Annotated in this window: 18 protein-coding genes; all 18 read left to right on the top strand. The window is 62.0% G+C overall.

Annotated features, from left to right (window positions below; all coding sequences use genetic code 11):
- Window positions 1-192 precede the first annotated feature (192 nt).
- Window positions 193-723 carry a cell division/cell wall cluster transcriptional repressor MraZ gene (locus K3728_12170; protein UWQ94469.1) on the top strand — a complete coding sequence of 177 codons (531 nt, stop codon included), beginning with the start codon at window positions 193-195 and terminating at the stop codon, window positions 721-723.
- Between the two features lie 11 nt (window positions 724-734).
- Window positions 735-1,715, top strand: a complete 981-nt coding sequence (rsmH, locus tag K3728_12165; GenBank protein UWQ94468.1) for a 16S rRNA (cytosine(1402)-N(4))-methyltransferase RsmH — start codon at window positions 735-737, stop codon at window positions 1,713-1,715.
- Window positions 1,716-1,717: 2 nt separating this feature from the next.
- The gene (locus tag K3728_12160) at window positions 1,718-2,077 is read left to right on the top strand and encodes a cell division protein FtsL (GenBank protein UWQ94467.1); all 360 of its coding nucleotides are present in this window, start codon (window positions 1,718-1,720) and stop codon (window positions 2,075-2,077) included.
- Window positions 2,074-3,855 (top strand): penicillin-binding protein 2, encoded by a 1,782-nt coding sequence (locus K3728_12155; GenBank protein UWQ94466.1) that lies wholly within the window; start codon window positions 2,074-2,076, stop codon window positions 3,853-3,855. Before K3728_12160 ends, K3728_12155 begins: the two co-directional genes overlap by 4 nt.
- 11 nt (window positions 3,856-3,866) lie before the next feature.
- Entirely contained in the window at window positions 3,867-5,342 is a 1,476-nt protein-coding gene (locus K3728_12150; protein UWQ94465.1) for a UDP-N-acetylmuramoyl-L-alanyl-D-glutamate--2,6-diaminopimelate ligase, read from the top strand.
- Window positions 5,339-6,748, top strand: a complete 1,410-nt coding sequence (gene murF, locus K3728_12145; protein UWQ94464.1) for a UDP-N-acetylmuramoyl-tripeptide--D-alanyl-D-alanine ligase — start codon at window positions 5,339-5,341, stop codon at window positions 6,746-6,748. The genes K3728_12150 and murF overlap by 4 nt, the downstream gene beginning before the upstream one ends.
- A 12-nt stretch (window positions 6,749-6,760) precedes the next feature.
- Complete coding sequence (gene mraY / locus K3728_12140; protein ID UWQ94463.1) at window positions 6,761-7,846, top strand: phospho-N-acetylmuramoyl-pentapeptide-transferase; 1,086 nt, start codon at window positions 6,761-6,763, stop codon at window positions 7,844-7,846.
- The gene (locus K3728_12135; GenBank protein UWQ94462.1) at window positions 7,843-8,151 is read left to right on the top strand and encodes a hypothetical protein; all 309 of its coding nucleotides are present in this window, start codon (window positions 7,843-7,845) and stop codon (window positions 8,149-8,151) included. The genes mraY and K3728_12135 overlap by 4 nt, the downstream gene beginning before the upstream one ends.
- Window positions 8,148-9,542, top strand: coding sequence for a UDP-N-acetylmuramoyl-L-alanine--D-glutamate ligase (murD, locus tag K3728_12130; GenBank protein ID UWQ94461.1), 1,395 nt, complete (start codon window positions 8,148-8,150; stop codon window positions 9,540-9,542). The genes K3728_12135 and murD overlap by 4 nt, the downstream gene beginning before the upstream one ends.
- 162 nt (window positions 9,543-9,704) lie before the next feature.
- Window positions 9,705-10,871 carry a putative lipid II flippase FtsW gene (ftsW, locus tag K3728_12125; protein UWQ94460.1) on the top strand — a complete coding sequence of 389 codons (1,167 nt, stop codon included), beginning with the start codon at window positions 9,705-9,707 and terminating at the stop codon, window positions 10,869-10,871.
- 7 nt (window positions 10,872-10,878) lie between these two features.
- A complete protein-coding gene (locus K3728_12120; protein ID UWQ94459.1) occupies window positions 10,879-11,982 on the top strand; it encodes a UDP-N-acetylglucosamine--N-acetylmuramyl-(pentapeptide) pyrophosphoryl-undecaprenol N-acetylglucosamine transferase in 1,104 nt (367 codons plus the stop codon).
- Between the two features lie 3 nt (window positions 11,983-11,985).
- Complete coding sequence (gene murC, locus K3728_12115) at window positions 11,986-13,410, top strand: UDP-N-acetylmuramate--L-alanine ligase (protein ID UWQ94458.1); 1,425 nt, start codon at window positions 11,986-11,988, stop codon at window positions 13,408-13,410.
- Window positions 13,407-13,748, top strand: coding sequence for a hypothetical protein (locus tag K3728_12110; protein UWQ94457.1), 342 nt, complete (start codon window positions 13,407-13,409; stop codon window positions 13,746-13,748). Before murC ends, K3728_12110 begins: the two co-directional genes overlap by 4 nt.
- A complete protein-coding gene (locus tag K3728_12105; protein UWQ94456.1) occupies window positions 13,745-14,068 on the top strand; it encodes a hypothetical protein in 324 nt (107 codons plus the stop codon). The genes K3728_12110 and K3728_12105 overlap by 4 nt, the downstream gene beginning before the upstream one ends.
- Window positions 14,065-14,334: a DUF2484 family protein gene (locus tag K3728_12100; protein ID UWQ94455.1), complete on the top strand. Its 270-nt coding sequence runs from the start codon at window positions 14,065-14,067 to the stop codon at window positions 14,332-14,334. Before K3728_12105 ends, K3728_12100 begins: the two co-directional genes overlap by 4 nt.
- Complete coding sequence (locus K3728_12095) at window positions 14,334-14,603, top strand: DUF2484 family protein (GenBank protein ID UWQ94454.1); 270 nt, start codon at window positions 14,334-14,336, stop codon at window positions 14,601-14,603. Before K3728_12100 ends, K3728_12095 begins: the two co-directional genes overlap by 1 nt.
- Window positions 14,600-14,884 carry a hypothetical protein gene (locus K3728_12090; protein ID UWQ94453.1) on the top strand — a complete coding sequence of 95 codons (285 nt, stop codon included), beginning with the start codon at window positions 14,600-14,602 and terminating at the stop codon, window positions 14,882-14,884. Before K3728_12095 ends, K3728_12090 begins: the two co-directional genes overlap by 4 nt.
- On the top strand, window positions 14,881-15,816 hold the full coding sequence (gene murB, locus K3728_12085; GenBank protein UWQ94452.1) for a UDP-N-acetylmuramate dehydrogenase: 936 nt from the start codon (window positions 14,881-14,883) through the stop codon (window positions 15,814-15,816). The genes K3728_12090 and murB overlap by 4 nt, the downstream gene beginning before the upstream one ends.
- Window positions 15,817-15,847 lie beyond the last annotated feature (31 nt).

Here is a 15,847-nt window from a genome sequence, read left to right as displayed (position 1 = left end):
GCGTAGACGAGCAGACATCCCCCCCAGGTAGTCGGCGCAGTCGGACACCCCAGAAATGGGACGAGGGCGGCGGATTGAGGAGTGGCAGCTTCCTCAATCCGCCGTTTCCATTTCAGGGCTATCGCGCCGCAGGGCGCAAAGTTGAGGGAATGAATTACGGCCCCATTGTGGCCAATTTGAGGCAGACACATCGTGGATACGCGGTTTTTAGGCACCAACGTGTGCAAGGTAGATGGAAAGGGTCGGGTTTCGCTCCCGGCTAAATTCCGTCGAGTCTTGCAAGCGGAAGATGCCAAATGCGGTCCGGGTGAAGCGCCTCGTCTTTATGTTATGTTCGGCGACACGCGTAACGAATACGTCGAATGCTTGACCGGCAACGCCTATGATGAGCTGCTAGAGCGCATCGAAAGCATGGCCGACGGCGAGCGTGACCGCGAAATTCTAGAGCTTTTGTATTTCTCTTTCTGTGACGCGATCACCGTCGATGACGCGGGCCGCTTTGTGCTGCCCCAAGGCGCGCGTGACAAGTTGGACCTAGAAGGCGAGGCCGTGTTCCAGGGCAAAGGCCGCCGCTTCCACATCCTCAAGCCGTCCGACAGCGAGGCAGCCAAGGATCGTTTGGCCGCCCTGTTGGACCAAGCGGCAGGCGACAAGGAATTCTTTAACCCGATCTCATTGGCGAACCCGCCCAAAGCAACTCCGGTAGCAGACGATGTTCAATGACGCAGGGCACCATGACCGACGCAGCAGATCAGCCACATATCCCCGTTCTCTTGGGGGCGATCCTCCGCGAAGTGGCGCCGCTTTCTGGCGTGTGGCTGGACGGAACCTTCGGCGCTGGTGGATACGCCCGTGGCTTGCTTGAAGGGGGTGCCAGCACAGTGATTGGCGTGGACCGCGATCCCTTGGCCTTCGAAATGGCCGCAGATTGGGCCGGGTCCTATGGCGATCGTTTGCGTCTGGAAGAAGGTACGTTTTCCAACCTTGATACTTTGGCGGGTGAACCGCTGGACGGCGTCGCGCTGGATCTTGGCGTGTCGTCCATGCAGCTAGATATCGCTGAGCGGGGCTTTTCCTTCATGCGCGACGGGCCGTTGGATATGCGCATGGGGCAAAGCGGGCTCTCGGCAGAAGACTTGGTTAACGACGCGCCCGAAAAGCTACTGGCCGACATCCTATATCAATACGGGGAAGAACGCGCCTCGCGCCGGATTGCCAAGGCGATTGTGGTCGAACGCGCTAAGGGTCGTATCAATACCACGCTGCAACTGGCTGGCATCATTGAGAAATGCCTGCCGCGCAAGAAGCCCGGTCAAAGCCACCCTGCGACGCGATCCTTCCAAGCCATCCGCATCGCGGTGAATGATGAATTCGGACAATTGGCCCACGGCCTCATGGCGGCCGAGCGTGCATTGAAACCCGGCGGCAAACTGGCCGTAGTGACGTTCCATTCCTCGGAAGACCGGATCGTGAAGAAGTTCATGGCCGAGCGTGCCAGCACAGGAGGAGGCGGCTCGCGTTACGAGCCCGAGGCCGCCGCGAAGACCCCCGGTTTCACCCTGACGCCCCGCAAGGCCATTGCGCCTGATGCCGACGAGGTCGCCCGCAACACCCGGGCGCGGTCTGCCAAGCTGCGCATCGCCACCCGCACCGATGCGCCGGCCCAAGACATCGACCTGAAAACCCTTGGCTTGCCGCAGTTGGAGGGCCTTTAACCATGCGTTTTACCACGATAATCGCCGCCATAATCGTCGTGGGTTTGGGCTATTGGGCCTACCATCAAACGATCCAGACCCAGATGGCCGACCGTGAAGTGAACCGGTTGCAGCGCCAGATCGTCCATGAGCGCGAGCGCCTTGGCATTCTGCGGGCCGAATGGGCCTACCTGAACCGGCCCGATCGCTTGCGCGAACTGGCCCGCTTTAACTTTGACCGTTTGGGGCTGTTGCCGCTGACCTCAAACCAATTTGGCAACGTGGCGGAAATCCCGTTCCCCGCGCCCATTGATGACGCAGAAGCGTTCATCCTGGAAAATGCCTCCACCCCTGAATGGGACGGAGAGGTAGAGCCCCTATGAGCCTGCGCATTCCGTTAAGACCGTTAACCCGCATTCTCGATGCCCGTGCACGGGGCGAAAACCCCGATAACGTCGAGAAGGAAAACCTGCGACTGCGCCACGAAGGATTGCGGGATAAGATGCGTATCCGCGCGGAATCACGGCTTCTGCTGGTGGCGCTGTGCTTCGTTTTGGCGTTTGGCGCCGTGGGTTGGCGCATGGCGGGGCTGGCTACGTCTGTCCCGACCGAACCGCGGATCGTCAGCCAGGGGCCCACAATTCTCAACACCCGCGCCGATATTACCGACCGGCACGGGCGTATTCTGGCGACGAACTTCGCCACCAACGCGCTTTATGCCCACCCCCATGACCTGATCTACCCTCGCGCCGCCGCCGAAGGCTTGGCCGCGATTTTCCCGGAAATGGACGCCGACGACCTGCACCGCCGCTTCACCAGCGGATCGCGGTTCTTGTGGTTGCGCCGCTATATCTCTCCTGAACAAGAGCAGCAGGTCCATGATCTGGGCGAGCCCGGTCTTTTGTTTGGCCCCCGCGAAATGAGGCTATATCCCAATGGCTCGATCGCTGCGCATATTCTGGGCGGCGCAAGCTTCGGGGAAGAGGCGGTTAACGCCGCTGAAGTGATCGGCATTGCCGGGATTGAAGCCCACTACGACGACGAATTGCGCGACCCCAGCCGGGTCGAGCCGCTGACGCTATCCCTGGATCTGACGGTCCAAGCAACGGTGGAGGAAGTCCTTGCGGGCGGTATGACATTGATGGGCGCGCGCGGCGCTTCGGCTGTGTTGATGGATGCCCATACGGGCGAGGTCATCTCGATGGCCAGCCTGCCTGATTTTGACCCCAACGCGCGGCCCCGTCCCTTGCTGGAAGGTGACCAGGCCGACAGCCCGCTGTTCAACCGTGCGGTGCAGGGCGTGTACGAATTGGGGAGTGTTTTCAAGACCTTCACCATCGCGCAGGCGCTGGAGCTAAACCTCTATTCCCCCTTCGACATGATCGACACCACGGGCCCGCTTCGGATGGCGGGTTTCGCGATCCGGGACTTCTCTTACTACGGGGCCGAGCAGAGCGTTGCTGACGTTTTGATCCATTCCTCCAACATCGGCACGGCGCGTATGGCGCAGTCGATCGGGCGCGAACGGCAGCGTGATTTCCTTGGCAGCCTTGGCCTGCTGGAGCCATCAGAGGTTGAACTGGTCGAAGCCGCGTCCTCGCGTCCGCTTCTGCCGCCGCGTTGGGGTGAATTGTCAACGATGACAATTAGTTACGGCCACGGTGTGTCCACCTCTCCGCTGCATTTGGCGGCCGCCTATTCTACCATCGTGAACGGCGGCACGTTGATTGAGCCAACTTTGCTGCGCCGCGAAACGCCGCAAGCGGGGCCACGCATCATCTCGGAATCGACCAGCCGGATCGTGAATTCCATGTTGCGTCAGGTCGTGACCGAAGGCACCGCAAGCTTTGGTGAGGTCGACGGCTACGCCGTCGGTGGCAAGACCGGCACCGCCGATTTGCCGCGCCCCAATGGGGGCTACTACGAGGATCGCAACCTCAACACCTTCGCTAGCGCCTTCCCGATGAACGACCCGCAATATGTGTTGATCGTCACCCTGCAAGAAGCCTCGGACCCGTCAGGGGATCAGCCCCGCCGGACCGCCGGTTGGACAGCCGTGCCCGTCGCGGCAGAGGTCATTCGCCGCACCGCACCGCTTCTTGGATTGCGGCCAAGCGTTGAACATCCCCTCGGTTTGCAGCTATCCAGCTCCTCAAACTGAGGAGGCGGGCAATGGCTGAACGACGACTTTCCGATCTAGGGCTGACCGCCTTGAGCGGCGGCGATGTGGTGGTGTCGGGCCTTGCCCTAGATAGCCGCAAGGTGGAAAGCGGTTCGCTGTTTGCGGCGCTTCCCGGTACGCGCGTTCATGGGGGCGAGTTCATTCAATACGCCCTGCGTATGGGGGCGGGGGCCGTGTTGACGGACCGTGCGGGCGCCGAGATCGCGGCTAACGAGCTGGCGGCATCGGATGCCGCCTTGGTCGTCGTGGAAGACCCGGCTGATGCCTTGGCCCATGCGGCCGCGCTGTTTTTCGGCGCGCAGCCAGAAACCATGGTGGCGGTGACAGGAACGAACGGCAAAACCTCGGTCGCGAGCTTCACTCGCCAGATATGGGAAGCCCTAAAGGTTAAGGCCGTTAATATCGGCACCACGGGTGTCGAAGGTGCCTATGAGGCCCCCGGCATCCACACGACGCCCGAGCCTGTCACCTTGCACGGCGTTCTGGCGGATATGGCCGCCGCTGGTGTGACCCATGGGGCGATGGAAGCCTCGTCCCACGGGCTTGACCAAAAACGGATGGACGGCGTGCGCCTTGCGGCGGCGGCCTTCACCAACCTGACCCAGGATCATCTGGATTATCACGGCACTATGGAGGCCTATTTTGAGGCCAAGCTGCGCCTGTTCACCGGGCTCTTGCCCGAAGGTGGCGTGGCTGTGGTGAACATGGATGACACCTATGGCCCCCGCGTGGCGGAGGCTTGCGAAGCCCACGGGATCGAGGTGTTGGGCGTCGCGCAATACGCCGACGCGGCGCTGAAAATCACCGGCCGCCGGATTGACGAGACGGGGCAAGACGTGCTGTTCCGCTGGCAGGGAGAGGCGCGGCAAGTACGCCTGAACCTGATCGGCGCGTTTCAGGCAATGAACGTGCTAACCGCCGCTGGATTGGTCATCGCGGGTGGCGAAGATCCCGATGCGGTCTTCGCGGTTCTGCCGAAGATGGAGGGCGTGCGGGGCCGGATGCAACTGGCTGCGCGGCGTCGTCACGGCGCACCGATCTATGTTGATTATTCACATACGCCTGACAGCTTGGAAGTGGCACTCAAGGCGTTGCGCCCCCATGTTCTGGGAAGATTAATTGTTATATTTGGTGCAGGTGGCGACCGAGATACAAGTAAACGCCCGCTCATGGGGGAAGCCGCCGCGCTGTGGGGCGATGTTGCGTTTGTGACAGATGACAATCCCCGCTCGGAAGATCCCGCCAGCATTCGCGCGGCCGTCATGGCCGGCTGCCCCGAGGCGACAGAGGTCGCGGACCGGGCCGAAGCGATCTTGCGCGGCGTGGACATGTTGGAACCGGGCGACGCGCTGCTTATTGCCGGAAAAGGCCATGAAACAGGCCAGCAGGTGGGCGATGTGATCTATCCCTTTGACGATGTGGAACAAGCCTCGGTCGCGGTGGCCGCTCTGGAGGGCGCGATATGACCTTGTGGACAGCGTCCGAAGCCGCAGAGGCCACCGGCGGCACGGCCAGCGGTACGTGGGAGGCCACCGGGGTTTCCATCGACACGCGCACAATTCAGCCCGGTGATCTGTTTGTGGCTTTGGCCGCCGCGCGTGATGGCCATGAATTCGTGGCGCAAGCGTTGGATGCGGGGGCCGTTGCCGCGCTGGTCAGCCATGTGCCCGAGGGTGTGGATGCCGCGAATTGCTTGGTTGTGGACGACGTTCTGCCCGCGTTGGAACGGCTCGGCCAAGCGGCCCGCGCCCGGACCGATGCCAAGGTGATCGCAATCACCGGATCGGTTGGGAAGACAACGGCCAAGGAAATGCTCAAGCAAGCGCTGACGGGGCAGGGCAATGTCCATGCGGCCGTCGCCTCGTACAACAACCACTGGGGCGTGCCCCTGACGCTGGCGCGGATGCCCGCCGACACCGATTTCGCGGTGATCGAGATCGGCATGAGCAACCCCGGCGAAATCGCCCCCTTGGCCCGCATGGCGCGGCCCCATGTGGCGATGATCACCACCATCGCGCCAGCGCATCTGGAGGCCTTCGGCGTGATCGAAGGCATCGCGGCAGAGAAAGCCGCCATCTTCGACGGGCTGGAGCCCGGCGGTGTGGCGATCATCCCGTTAGACGTAAGCACCAGCGATATCCTGATCGACGCCGCCAAAGCCAAGGGCGCAGAGATTGTCACCTTCGGAGAAGCAGAGGGCGCCGACCTGCGCCTGACCGATGTGATGTTGTCCGAGGACAGCACCGTCATGCGCATCGCCACGGCCGAGGGCGGGCGGCTTGCCAAGCTTTCCGTTTCGGGGCGTCATTATGCCAGCAACGCGGTGGGCGTGATCTGCGCCGTGGCTGCCGCGGGCGCGGACCCGACGCAGGCCTCAATGATGCTGTCCCATTGGCAACCGGTGGAGGGCCGCGGTCAGCGAGAGCGGATCGCGCTCAGCCGCACCGACGATATCGCGATTGAGCTGATTGACGACGCCTTCAACGCCAACCCCGCCTCCCTTGCGGCCGGTCTGGAAGTGCTGGCCGCGATTACCCCGCAACGGGGCGGGCGGCGCATTGCGGTTTTGGGCGACATGCTGGAACTGGGCGAAGCACGCGACCAGATGCACGCCGATGTGGCCAAGCTGCCCAGTATGGACGCGGTTGATGTCGTCCACACCTGCGGGGCGTTGATGGCGCATTTGCACGAAGCTCTGCCCGGCGCGAAACGCGGGTTGCACGAGGCCACAGCGCAGGATTTGTGCCGAGTTCTGCCCCGCAGCCTGCGCCCCGGCGATGTCGTGCTGGTGAAGGGCTCGAAGGGCTCCAAGGTTTCCGTAGTGGTTGACGCCCTACGGAAACTGGGGCAATCGCTTGAGGATAAAGGTTAGAGGTACCGCTATATGTTGTTTTGGCTAAGTGAGCTGTCGGACGGCGGCGATGTCTTCAACCTGTTTCGCTACATTACATTTCGGGCAGGCGGCGCCTTCTTCACGGCCCTGATCTTTGGGTTCATTTTCGGTCGTCCGCTGATCAACGCCCTGCGGCGCAAGTACAAAGACGGCCAACCGATCCGCGAAGATGGCCCCGCAAGCCATTTGGAAACCAAAGCGGGCACACCGACCATGGGCGGCCTGCTGATCCTTGCGGCGCTGTGCCTGTCGACGTTGATGTGGGCGCGGCTCGATAACCCCTATGTATGGCTTGTCCTTGGCGTCACAGTCGCCTTCGGGCTGATCGGTTTTGCTGATGATTGGGCCAAGGTCAGCCGTAAAACCACGGCGGGCGTGTCGGGCAAGGTGCGCCTTGCGGCGGGTTTCGCGATCGCTTTGGCCGCGGGCCTGATCGCCGCGCAATTGCATCCCGAAGACCTGTCGAGCCAGCTTGCCATGCCGGTTTTCAAGGATGTGTTGATTAACCTTGGCTACCTTTATGTCCCCTTCGTGATGATCGTCATTGTGGGCTCGGCTAACGCCGTGAACTTGACCGATGGCCTTGATGGCTTGGCGATTATGCCTGTCATGATTGCCGCCGCGACCCTTGGCATCATCGCCTATGCGGTGGGTCGGGTGGACTTTACCGAATATCTGGACGTGCATTATGTGCCCGGCACTGGAGAGCTGTTGATCTTCTGCGCGGGGCTTATCGGCGGCGGTTTGGGTTTCCTTTGGTACAACGCCCCACCGGCGGCGGTGTTCATGGGCGACACCGGGTCTTTGGCCTTGGGCGGAGCCCTTGGCGCGATTGCCGTCTGCACCAAGCACGAGATCGTTTTGGCCATTGTCGGCGGTCTTTTCGTGGCCGAGGCTGTGTCAGTGATCGTGCAAGTTCTCTACTTCAAAATGACCGGGAAGCGCGTTTTCCTGATGGCCCCGATCCATCACCATTTTGAGAAAAAAGGGTGGGCCGAGCCGCAGATCGTGATCCGCTTCTGGATCATCTCGCTCATCCTGGCGCTGATCGGTTTGGCGACCCTGAAACTGCGATGACCTATCCCGCCTGGCATCCCCTTGTGCGCCGGGTCTCGGCCGAGGTGCAGGGGCTGCATGTTGAGGTGGTGAACCATTGGTTCAAGGGCTGCGCCTTGTTGGTGGATGGCGTGGAAGTGGCTCGCAATGATGACAGGTTCGCCCTGTCTGAAGAAAGGCCCTTGATCGAGGTCACGGTCGAGTGCCCAACCGGGCCGCTGCATTTAGATGTGCGCATGTTGGCAATTTTCTTTACTCAAATCGAATTACGCGCCGATGGGCGCCACGTGGCGGGCAGCCGTTTGGTCAAGGAGCAAGAGCAATGATTCCGGTGATGGGTTTTGAAGGCCGCAAGGTGATCGTGCTGGGGCTTGGCCGCTCGGGCATCGCGGCGGCGCGGGCTTTGCGCGAAGGCGGGGCCGAGGCGTTGTGTTGGGACGATGGAGAAGCGGGCCGCTCGCGGGCAGCAGAGGAAGGGTTCACCCTTCACGATCCGATCCGCGATGGGCTGGAAGACATCGCCTGCCTCGTGACCTCCCCCGGTATCCCGCACCTTTATCCCGCGCCTCACCGCGCCATTGCTGCGGCCTACGCGGCGGGCGTGCCGGTAGACAACGACATCGGCCTGTTTTTCCGATCCTTGGGGCAGGGGGATTGGGCGTTTCACGACACGCCGCCCCGCGTCGTTGCGGTCACCGGATCGAACGGGAAATCCACCACATCGGCCTTGATCGCTCATATTCTGGAAGAGCAGAACATCCCGGTGCAACTCGCCGGGAACATTGGCCGTGGCGTGCTGGACATCGAGCCTCCGATCGATGGAGAGGTCGTGGTGCTGGAGCTGTCGTCCTACCAGACGGAACTCGCCCGTGCGCTGACACCCGATATTGCCGTTTTCACCAACCTGTCGCCCGATCATCTGGATCGTCATGGCGGTATGGGCGGCTATTTCGCTGCAAAACGTCGCCTGTTTGCCGAAGGCGGGCCGGAACGTGCCGTGATTGGCGTGGACGAGGCAGAGGGCCAATATCTGGCGGGGCAATTGGTCGAAGGGCCAGAGGACGGACGCCTGATCCGGGTTGCCGCAGGCAAGCTAAGCGGGCCGGGGTGGGATATCAGCACCCGCAAGGGCTGGCTGAGTGAATTCCGCAAGGGCCGCCAAGTGGCCTCTATCGACCTGCGCGGCGTGCCGGGGTTGCCCGGTGCCCATAACCACCAAAACGCGGCCTGCGCCTATGCCGTGTGCCGCGCCCTTGGCCTTGCGCCCCGGGTGATCGAGGCCGCCTTCGCCAGCTTTGAGGGCCTTCCCCATCGCTCGCAACGGGTCGCCGAGATCGGCGGCGTGTTCTTCGTCAACGACAGCAAGGCCACCAACGTCGATGCCGCCGTAAAGGCCCTTGGTGCGTTCAAGAAAATCCGTTGGATCTGCGGCGGGCTGGAAAAAGACGGCGGGCTAGAGGCCCTTTGGGAAGCGGCGGGGCAGGTCTCGAAAGCCTATGTCATTGGTCGCGAGGCCGAGGCTTTCGCCCTGCATCTGGGTGATATCCCCCTAGAGGTTTGCGGCGACATGGCCACCGCCGTGGCCCGCGCCAGCGCCGATGCGCAGCCCGGTGATACGGTGCTTCTGGCCCCCGCCGCCGCCAGCTTTGACCAATACGACAGCTTTGAGGTGCGCGGCGCGGATTTCATCGCGCAAGTTGAGAAGCTGCAACCCTAGCCCTTGACCGTCATCCCACGACGTGTGCCGCGACGGCGAAAGCCATACTAACCCTAGCCAGCCAAGGCTTTTCAGGCTAAACTCACACGATAGACCCGAGATAACTCGGGCATGAGCAGACACGCGGCGCATAACGTCGCTTGAGGGCAAGGCAGGCATTCCATGACGGAAATGGCGCATGGCACAGTCGTTGTGCACACGGGCGACGCAGTTATTCCACGGTGGTGGAGCACGATTGATCGCGTGACATTGGGCTGCATTTTCGCGCTCTTTGCGATCGGCATTCTCTTGGGCTTCGCGGCCTCTCCGCCCCTGGCGGAACGCAATGGGCATGAACCATTTCACTACGTGATCCGGCAAGCCTTCTTCGGCGGCATTGCCCTGAACGTTATAATCTTGGTGTCGATGATGTCGCCTTTGGCGGTGCGCCGATGGGGCGTGATTGGCTTTGTGGCGGCGGTTCTTGCGGTCGCGATGTTGCCAGTTTTTGGCACCGATTACGGCATGGGGGCCACGCGCTGGTACTCGTTAGGGTTCGCCTCGTTGCAGCCTTCCGAGTTCCTTAAGCCGGTGTTTGTGGTCTTCACCGCCTGGATGATGGCCGCCAGTCAAGAGGTCGCGGGTCCGCCCGGAAAGACCTTCTCTCTCATCGTGACGGTGCTTTTGGTCGGCTGCCTCGCGTTGCAGCCGGACTTTGGCCAAGCGGCCTTGGTAATCTTCGCGTGGATGGTGATTTACTTCGTGGCAGGGGCGCCAATGCTGGTGCTGGCCATTGTGATCGGGGCCGTGGGCCTGTTCGGGGTGTTTGCCTATTCTGCCTCGGAACACTTCCGCCGCCGGATTGATGGCTTTCTCAGCGACGAAGTGGGCGAGAACACGCAGCTTGGCTACGCCACCGACGCGATCCGTGAAGGGGGCCTGTTTGGCACCGGGTTGGGCGAAGGCTCGGTCAAATGGACGTTGCCCGATGCCCATACCGACTTCATCATTGCTGTCGCCGCCGAGGAATATGGCCTTGTGCTCGTCCTCGTCATTATCGCGCTTTATCTCACCATCGCTCTGCGCAGTTTCTCTCGTCTGATGAAAGAACGCGACCCGTTTGCGCGTCTGGCTGGCACTGGTCTTGTGTCCCTTCTGGCGCTGCAAGCCTTCATCAACATGGGCGTTGCGGTGCGGCTTTTGCCTGCCAAGGGCATGACATTGCCCTTCGTCAGCTACGGCGGGTCATCTTTGATCGCGACAGGGATTGCGGTCGGGATGCTTTTGGTATTCACCCGCACGCGCCCACAGGGCGATATCGCCGACCACCTTCTTTCCCGCCAACGGTAGCGCCGCCATGACACAGCCTCATCTCATCATCGCCGCTGGCGGCACCGGGGGGCACATGTTCCCAGCCCAGGCCCTGTCCGAGGCGATGTTGCGCAAGGGCTGGCGCGTGACGCTTTCCACCGACGCGCGTGGGGCGCGTTATGTGGGTGGGTTCAGCCATGCGGTGGAAATTCGAGAGGTCTCTTCTGCGACGTTCACGCGCGGTGGGCCGCTGGCGAAACTGGCAGTGCCGTTTCGGATTATGGGCGGTGTTTTCTCGGCCACCTTGCGGATGATGCGCGAGAAACCCGATGTGGTCGTGGGCTTTGGCGGGTATCCGACGATCCCCGCCATGGCCGCAGCAAGGCTGACCGGACGGCCCCGGATGCTGCACGAACAAAACGGCGTCTTAGGCCGTGTGAACCGGATTTTCGCCAAGCATGTGGCTCATGTGGCTTGTGGCACTTGGCCCACCGATGTGCCTTTGGGCGCAGATGCCGTGCACACCGGCAACCCGGTCCGCGCCGCGATTGTCGAACGGGGCGGTGCGCCCTACACGCCCCCGGGCGATTGGCCGATGAGCCTTCTGGTCTTCGGTGGCAGTCAAGGCGCGCGCATCTTGTCTGATGTGGTGCCCGCCGCGATTGCCCTTTTGCCCGAAGAGTTGCGCCAACACCTGCGCATTGCACAGCAGGCCCGCGAGGAAGATGTGGCCCGCGTGCAAGAAGCCTATGATTTCCTTGGGATGCGGGTCGAGGTGGAAACTTTCCTGCACGAAATGCCCCGCCGCTTGTCCGAGGCGCAGCTTGTGATCTGCCGTTCGGGCGCGTCGTCTGTCGCCGATATCAACGTGGTCGGTCGCCCGGCGATCTACGTGCCGCTGGCCATCGCCGTGCGCGATGAGCAAACCGCCAACGCTCGTGGCCCGGTAGAGGCCGGAGCCGCCGTGCTGATGCCGGAGGCGCAGTTCACACCGGAAACTCTGGCCCAAACCATCGCCCAAATCCTCACCCAGCCCGAGGCCGCGACGCAGATGTCGATTGCGGCCCTGTCTGTTGCTGTACCTGACGCGACCGAGCGTCTTGTCGAGCTTGTCGAAAGCCTCGCCCCCAATGCTACGCCGAAAGGGTAACCCATGAACGCTGCTGTCACGAAATTACCCACCCAACTCGGTTCGATCCACTTTGTGGGGATCGGCGGTATTGGCATGTCTGGCATCGCAGAGGTGTTGTTGAACCACGGCTATGAGGTGCAAGGGTCTGACCTGAAAGCCACGCCGATCACCAAGCGTCTGGAAAGCCTTGGGGCCAAGGTCTTTGTAGGGCAGCAGGCCGAGAACCTTGAAGGCGCAGAGGTTGTAGTGATCTCGTCAGCGATCAAACCGGGCAACCCGGAATACGACGCCGCCCGCGCCCGTGGCCTGCCGATTGTGCGCCGGGCCGAGATGCTGGCCGAGCTGATGCGCCTACGCTCCAACATCGCGGTTGGCGGCACTCACGGTAAGACGACGACCACCACGATGGTGGCCACCTTGCTGGACCACGGCGGCGTTGACCCGACAGTGATTAACGGCGGGATCATCCATGCCTACGGCTCTAACGCGCGGGTGGGGCAGGGCGACTGGATGGTGGTCGAAGCGGACGAGAGCGACGGCACCTTCAACCGTCTGCCCGCCACGATTGCCATCGTCACCAACATCGACCCCGAGCATATGGAGCATTGGGGCAGCATCGAGAACCTGCGTCGGGGCTTCCTTGATTTCGTCTCCAACATCCCTTTCTACGGCCTCGCCGTGTGCTGCACGGACCACCCTGAAGTGCAAACCCTTGTGGGTAAAATCACCGACCGTCGCGTGGTGACGTTTGGGTTCAACGCCCAGGCCGATGTGCGTGCGGTGAACCTGCATTACGAAGGCGGTATTGCCTGTTTCGATATCGCGCTTCAGGCCGAAGATATCGTGATTGAAGGCTGCCGCTTGCCGATGCCGGGCGATCACAACGTCTCCAACGCTTTGGCGGCTGTGGCCGTGGCGCGGCACCTGGGCATGAAGGCCAATGAGATCCGCGAGGCTTTGGATGGGTTCAAGGGCGTGAACCGCCGCTTCACCAAGGTGGGCGAGGTTGGCGGCATCACCGTGATCGACGACTACGGCCATCACCCCGTTGAGATCGCCGCTGTTCTGAAAGCCGCGCGTCAAGCCAGCGAGGGTCGCGTCATCGCCGTGCACCAACCGCACAGGTACTCCCGCTTGCATTCTCTTTTTGAAGACTTCTGCGGTTGCTTCTCCGAAGCTGACGTGGTCGCCATCGCCGAAGTCTATGCCGCCGGAGAGGACCCGATCGAGGGCGCATCCCGCGATGATTTGGTGGCGGGCATGATCCGCCACGGCCACCGCCACGCCCGCGCAATCCTGAACGAAGACGATCTGGAACGTCTGGTCCGCGAACAAGCCCGCCCCGGTGATATGGTCGTGTGTCTTGGGGCCGGTACGATTTCTGCTTGGGCAAACGGTTTGCCCGCCCGTCTTGCCGACCTTGATGGTCAAAAGGCCGCCGGATGACGGAAACTCTGGTCCTCGCCCTTGTCGTGATCATTCTGCCCGGCGTTGTTGCGCTGATGTGGGTGACGCGCAGCGGCGTGGTGCCGGGCCTTGTGATCCTTGGGGCTATGGCGCTTTGGACGGCGGTTTCATTGTCCGGCGCGCTAAACCCCGGCAACGCCCCCATCGCGCCCGAGATTTTCGGCGGAGAGACCATAGCCCACCGCCAGCGCACCGGCTTGCCGGAGGCGCTTTGGACGTTCCTCGTGCTGGTGCCCGGCACCATCTGGACCGGGGTCGCGGTGCTGATCGGCCGCGCCGCCTATCGCCGCAACCATCAGCAGGTTGAGCCTTCATGAAACTCGCACTGGCACTTGCATTGATCCTTGCCGCCGGGGCGCTGGCTTTTGGGGTCACGAAAGCCTTTGGCGTGCGCTTCGGCGCGGCTGCTGTCGTGCTGGTGGCGGCATTAAACCTGCCGTTTCTGCTGGCTTATATCCCGCTTCTCTTCCCGGAAACGCCGACAGAGGCAGAGCCCTTCTTTCCCCCGACCGACACGTCATTCGGCGCGGCGGGTTACATGTTCCTTGGTGCCGTGACTTTTGCGGGGCTAACCATAGTCTCGGCGATTACCGGCACTCTTCTGGGCATTCGGACCCGACAAAGGCACGTCACATGAGCCTCGCACTAACCCTCGTTTGCATCTGGGTCGTGGCCTCGGCCATCGTGGCGATGATGCCGATGCGGTTCCAATGGCCCTTCGGCTTTCCGCTCTTGGTGCTGTCGGTGCCGATGGTGGTTTTCGTGGGCTATATCCACGGCTGGATCTGGACGGCAATCATCGCACTGGCAGTCGTCTCCATGTACCGTAACCCTCTGCGCTACGTCTATAAACATGCCCGCACTCGCTTGGGGTCTCGGTCGGACGAAGGGGGCGTATCGTAATGCCTATCTCCCTGATCCTTGCGTGTGTTTGGGCGGTATTGGCCTGCCTCGCAGCCATGGGCCCGCGCCGCATCCAATGGCCGGTGGCTTGGGTGTTGATCGCCACGGGCATCCCGCTTTTGGGGTGGGTGACCTATCAGGCAGGCCCGTTCTGGGGCCTTTTAGTATTCGTTGCCGGCGCGTCGATCCTGCGCTGGCCCCTGAAACGCGCCGCCCATCACTTGCGCCGCGCAATGTCCGGGGCAGGGGACGGAGACCTGCCGCGATGAACACAGAGCTTTTCGTGGGTTTCGCCGCGATTGCAGGCATCTTGGCCGGATACATCACCGCCCGCATTGGCACGCGCTGGATGCTGTTCACGCTTTGGGGTGTCAGCACCTTGCTGTGTCTTCTGATGCTCACGCTGGTTTATAGCGAGGACATGGACGAAGCCTTGGTGGGCATTTACATCCTGTTTGGATTAATGGTGCCCTTCACCGCCTGCGCGTTTCTAGCGGGCGGACTTGGGTTGCTAGTGCGCCGCTTGCGCAGGGAGACAGAGCCGGAATGACAGATCACCTTCCCACCCCGCGCGGGCGCTTGACCGCGGGCAAAGACCTCTCGTCGCTCACTTGGTTGCGCGTGGGTGGCCCGGCGGAATGGTTGTTCCAGCCCGCCGATGTCGATGATCTGAGTGATTTTCTCAAGGCGCTCGATCCCGACGTGCCGGTATTCCCCATGGGCGTCGGCTCCAACCTGATCGTGCGCGACGGGGGGATGCCCGGTGTGGTTGTCAAATTAGGCCGTCCGTTCATGGATATTTCGGTGGATGGCGACACGGTCACCGCCGGGGCTGCTGCGCTGGATGCCCGCTTGGCACGCACGGCAGCGGACGCGGGGATTGATCTGACGTTTCTGCGCACGATCCCCGGTTCTCTAGGCGGGGCGTTGAAGATGAACGCGGGCTGCTACGGCTCTTATGTGGCGGATCATTTCGTGAGCGCCGATGTGATCTTGCGCGATGGCACGCCTGCCACGCTGACCGCCGACGACATTACCTTTGCCTACCGCCAAACAGATATTCCTGACGGTGCCACCATCGTTTCCGTTACCCTGCGCGGCAGCGGCGAGGACAGCCTTGTGTTGCACACAAGGATGGAGGAGCAGTTGGCCAAACGCGATGCCACCCAACCCACCAAGTCACTGACCGCCGGGTCCACCTTCCGCAATCCCGCTGGCTTCAGCTCAACCGGACGCGCCGACGACACCCATGATTTGAAGGCTTGGAAGGTTATTGACGACGCCGGCATGCGTGGAGCCACCCTTGGCGGCGCCCAGATGAGCGAGATGCATTCCAACTTTCTCGTTAACAAGGGTGGCGCAACTGCCGCAGATCTCGAAGGATTGGGCGAAGAAGTGCGAAAAAGGGTTTTCCAATCCCAAGGCATAGAACTAGTGTGGGAAATCATGCGGGTCGGCACACCCGGTGGGACTACAAAATAGCCAAGCGCAGCCCGAAAAGTGGGAACCGGTT

The organism is Rhodobacteraceae bacterium M385, from assembly GCA_025141835.1.
Classification (GTDB): Bacteria; Pseudomonadota; Alphaproteobacteria; order Rhodobacterales; family Rhodobacteraceae; genus Gymnodinialimonas.
The sequence above is the reverse complement of the archived record's forward strand: the minus strand, read 5'-3'. Positions and strand labels throughout refer to the sequence as shown.

Excerpts from the sequence above, each read along its gene's own strand:
- K3728_12110 (UWQ94457.1), top strand. The coding sequence starts at position 13,407 with ATGACGGAAACTCTGGTCCTCGCCCTTGTCGTGATCATTCTGCCCGGC.
- K3728_12095 (UWQ94454.1), top strand. The coding sequence starts at position 14,334 with ATGCCTATCTCCCTGATCCTTGCGTGTGTTTGGGCGGTATTGGCCTGC.
- murD (UWQ94461.1), top strand. The coding sequence starts at position 8,148 with ATGATTCCGGTGATGGGTTTTGAAGGCCGCAAGGTGATCGTGCTGGGG.
- mraY (UWQ94463.1), top strand. The coding sequence starts at position 6,761 with ATGTTGTTTTGGCTAAGTGAGCTGTCGGACGGCGGCGATGTCTTCAAC.
- K3728_12100 (UWQ94455.1), top strand. The coding sequence starts at position 14,065 with ATGAGCCTCGCACTAACCCTCGTTTGCATCTGGGTCGTGGCCTCGGCC.
- K3728_12155 (UWQ94466.1), top strand. The coding sequence starts at position 2,074 with ATGAGCCTGCGCATTCCGTTAAGACCGTTAACCCGCATTCTCGATGCC.
- murC (UWQ94458.1), top strand. The coding sequence starts at position 11,986 with ATGAACGCTGCTGTCACGAAATTACCCACCCAACTCGGTTCGATCCAC.
- K3728_12160 (UWQ94467.1), top strand. The coding sequence starts at position 1,718 with ATGCGTTTTACCACGATAATCGCCGCCATAATCGTCGTGGGTTTGGGC.
- K3728_12120 (UWQ94459.1), top strand. The coding sequence starts at position 10,879 with ATGACACAGCCTCATCTCATCATCGCCGCTGGCGGCACCGGGGGGCAC.
- murB (UWQ94452.1), top strand. The coding sequence starts at position 14,881 with ATGACAGATCACCTTCCCACCCCGCGCGGGCGCTTGACCGCGGGCAAA.
- K3728_12090 (UWQ94453.1), top strand. The coding sequence starts at position 14,600 with ATGAACACAGAGCTTTTCGTGGGTTTCGCCGCGATTGCAGGCATCTTG.
- rsmH (UWQ94468.1), top strand. The coding sequence starts at position 735 with ATGACCGACGCAGCAGATCAGCCACATATCCCCGTTCTCTTGGGGGCG.
- ftsW (UWQ94460.1), top strand. The coding sequence starts at position 9,705 with ATGACGGAAATGGCGCATGGCACAGTCGTTGTGCACACGGGCGACGCA.
- K3728_12135 (UWQ94462.1), top strand. The coding sequence starts at position 7,843 with ATGACCTATCCCGCCTGGCATCCCCTTGTGCGCCGGGTCTCGGCCGAG.
- K3728_12150 (UWQ94465.1), top strand. The coding sequence starts at position 3,867 with ATGGCTGAACGACGACTTTCCGATCTAGGGCTGACCGCCTTGAGCGGC.
- murF (UWQ94464.1), top strand. The coding sequence starts at position 5,339 with ATGACCTTGTGGACAGCGTCCGAAGCCGCAGAGGCCACCGGCGGCACG.
- K3728_12105 (UWQ94456.1), top strand. The coding sequence starts at position 13,745 with ATGAAACTCGCACTGGCACTTGCATTGATCCTTGCCGCCGGGGCGCTG.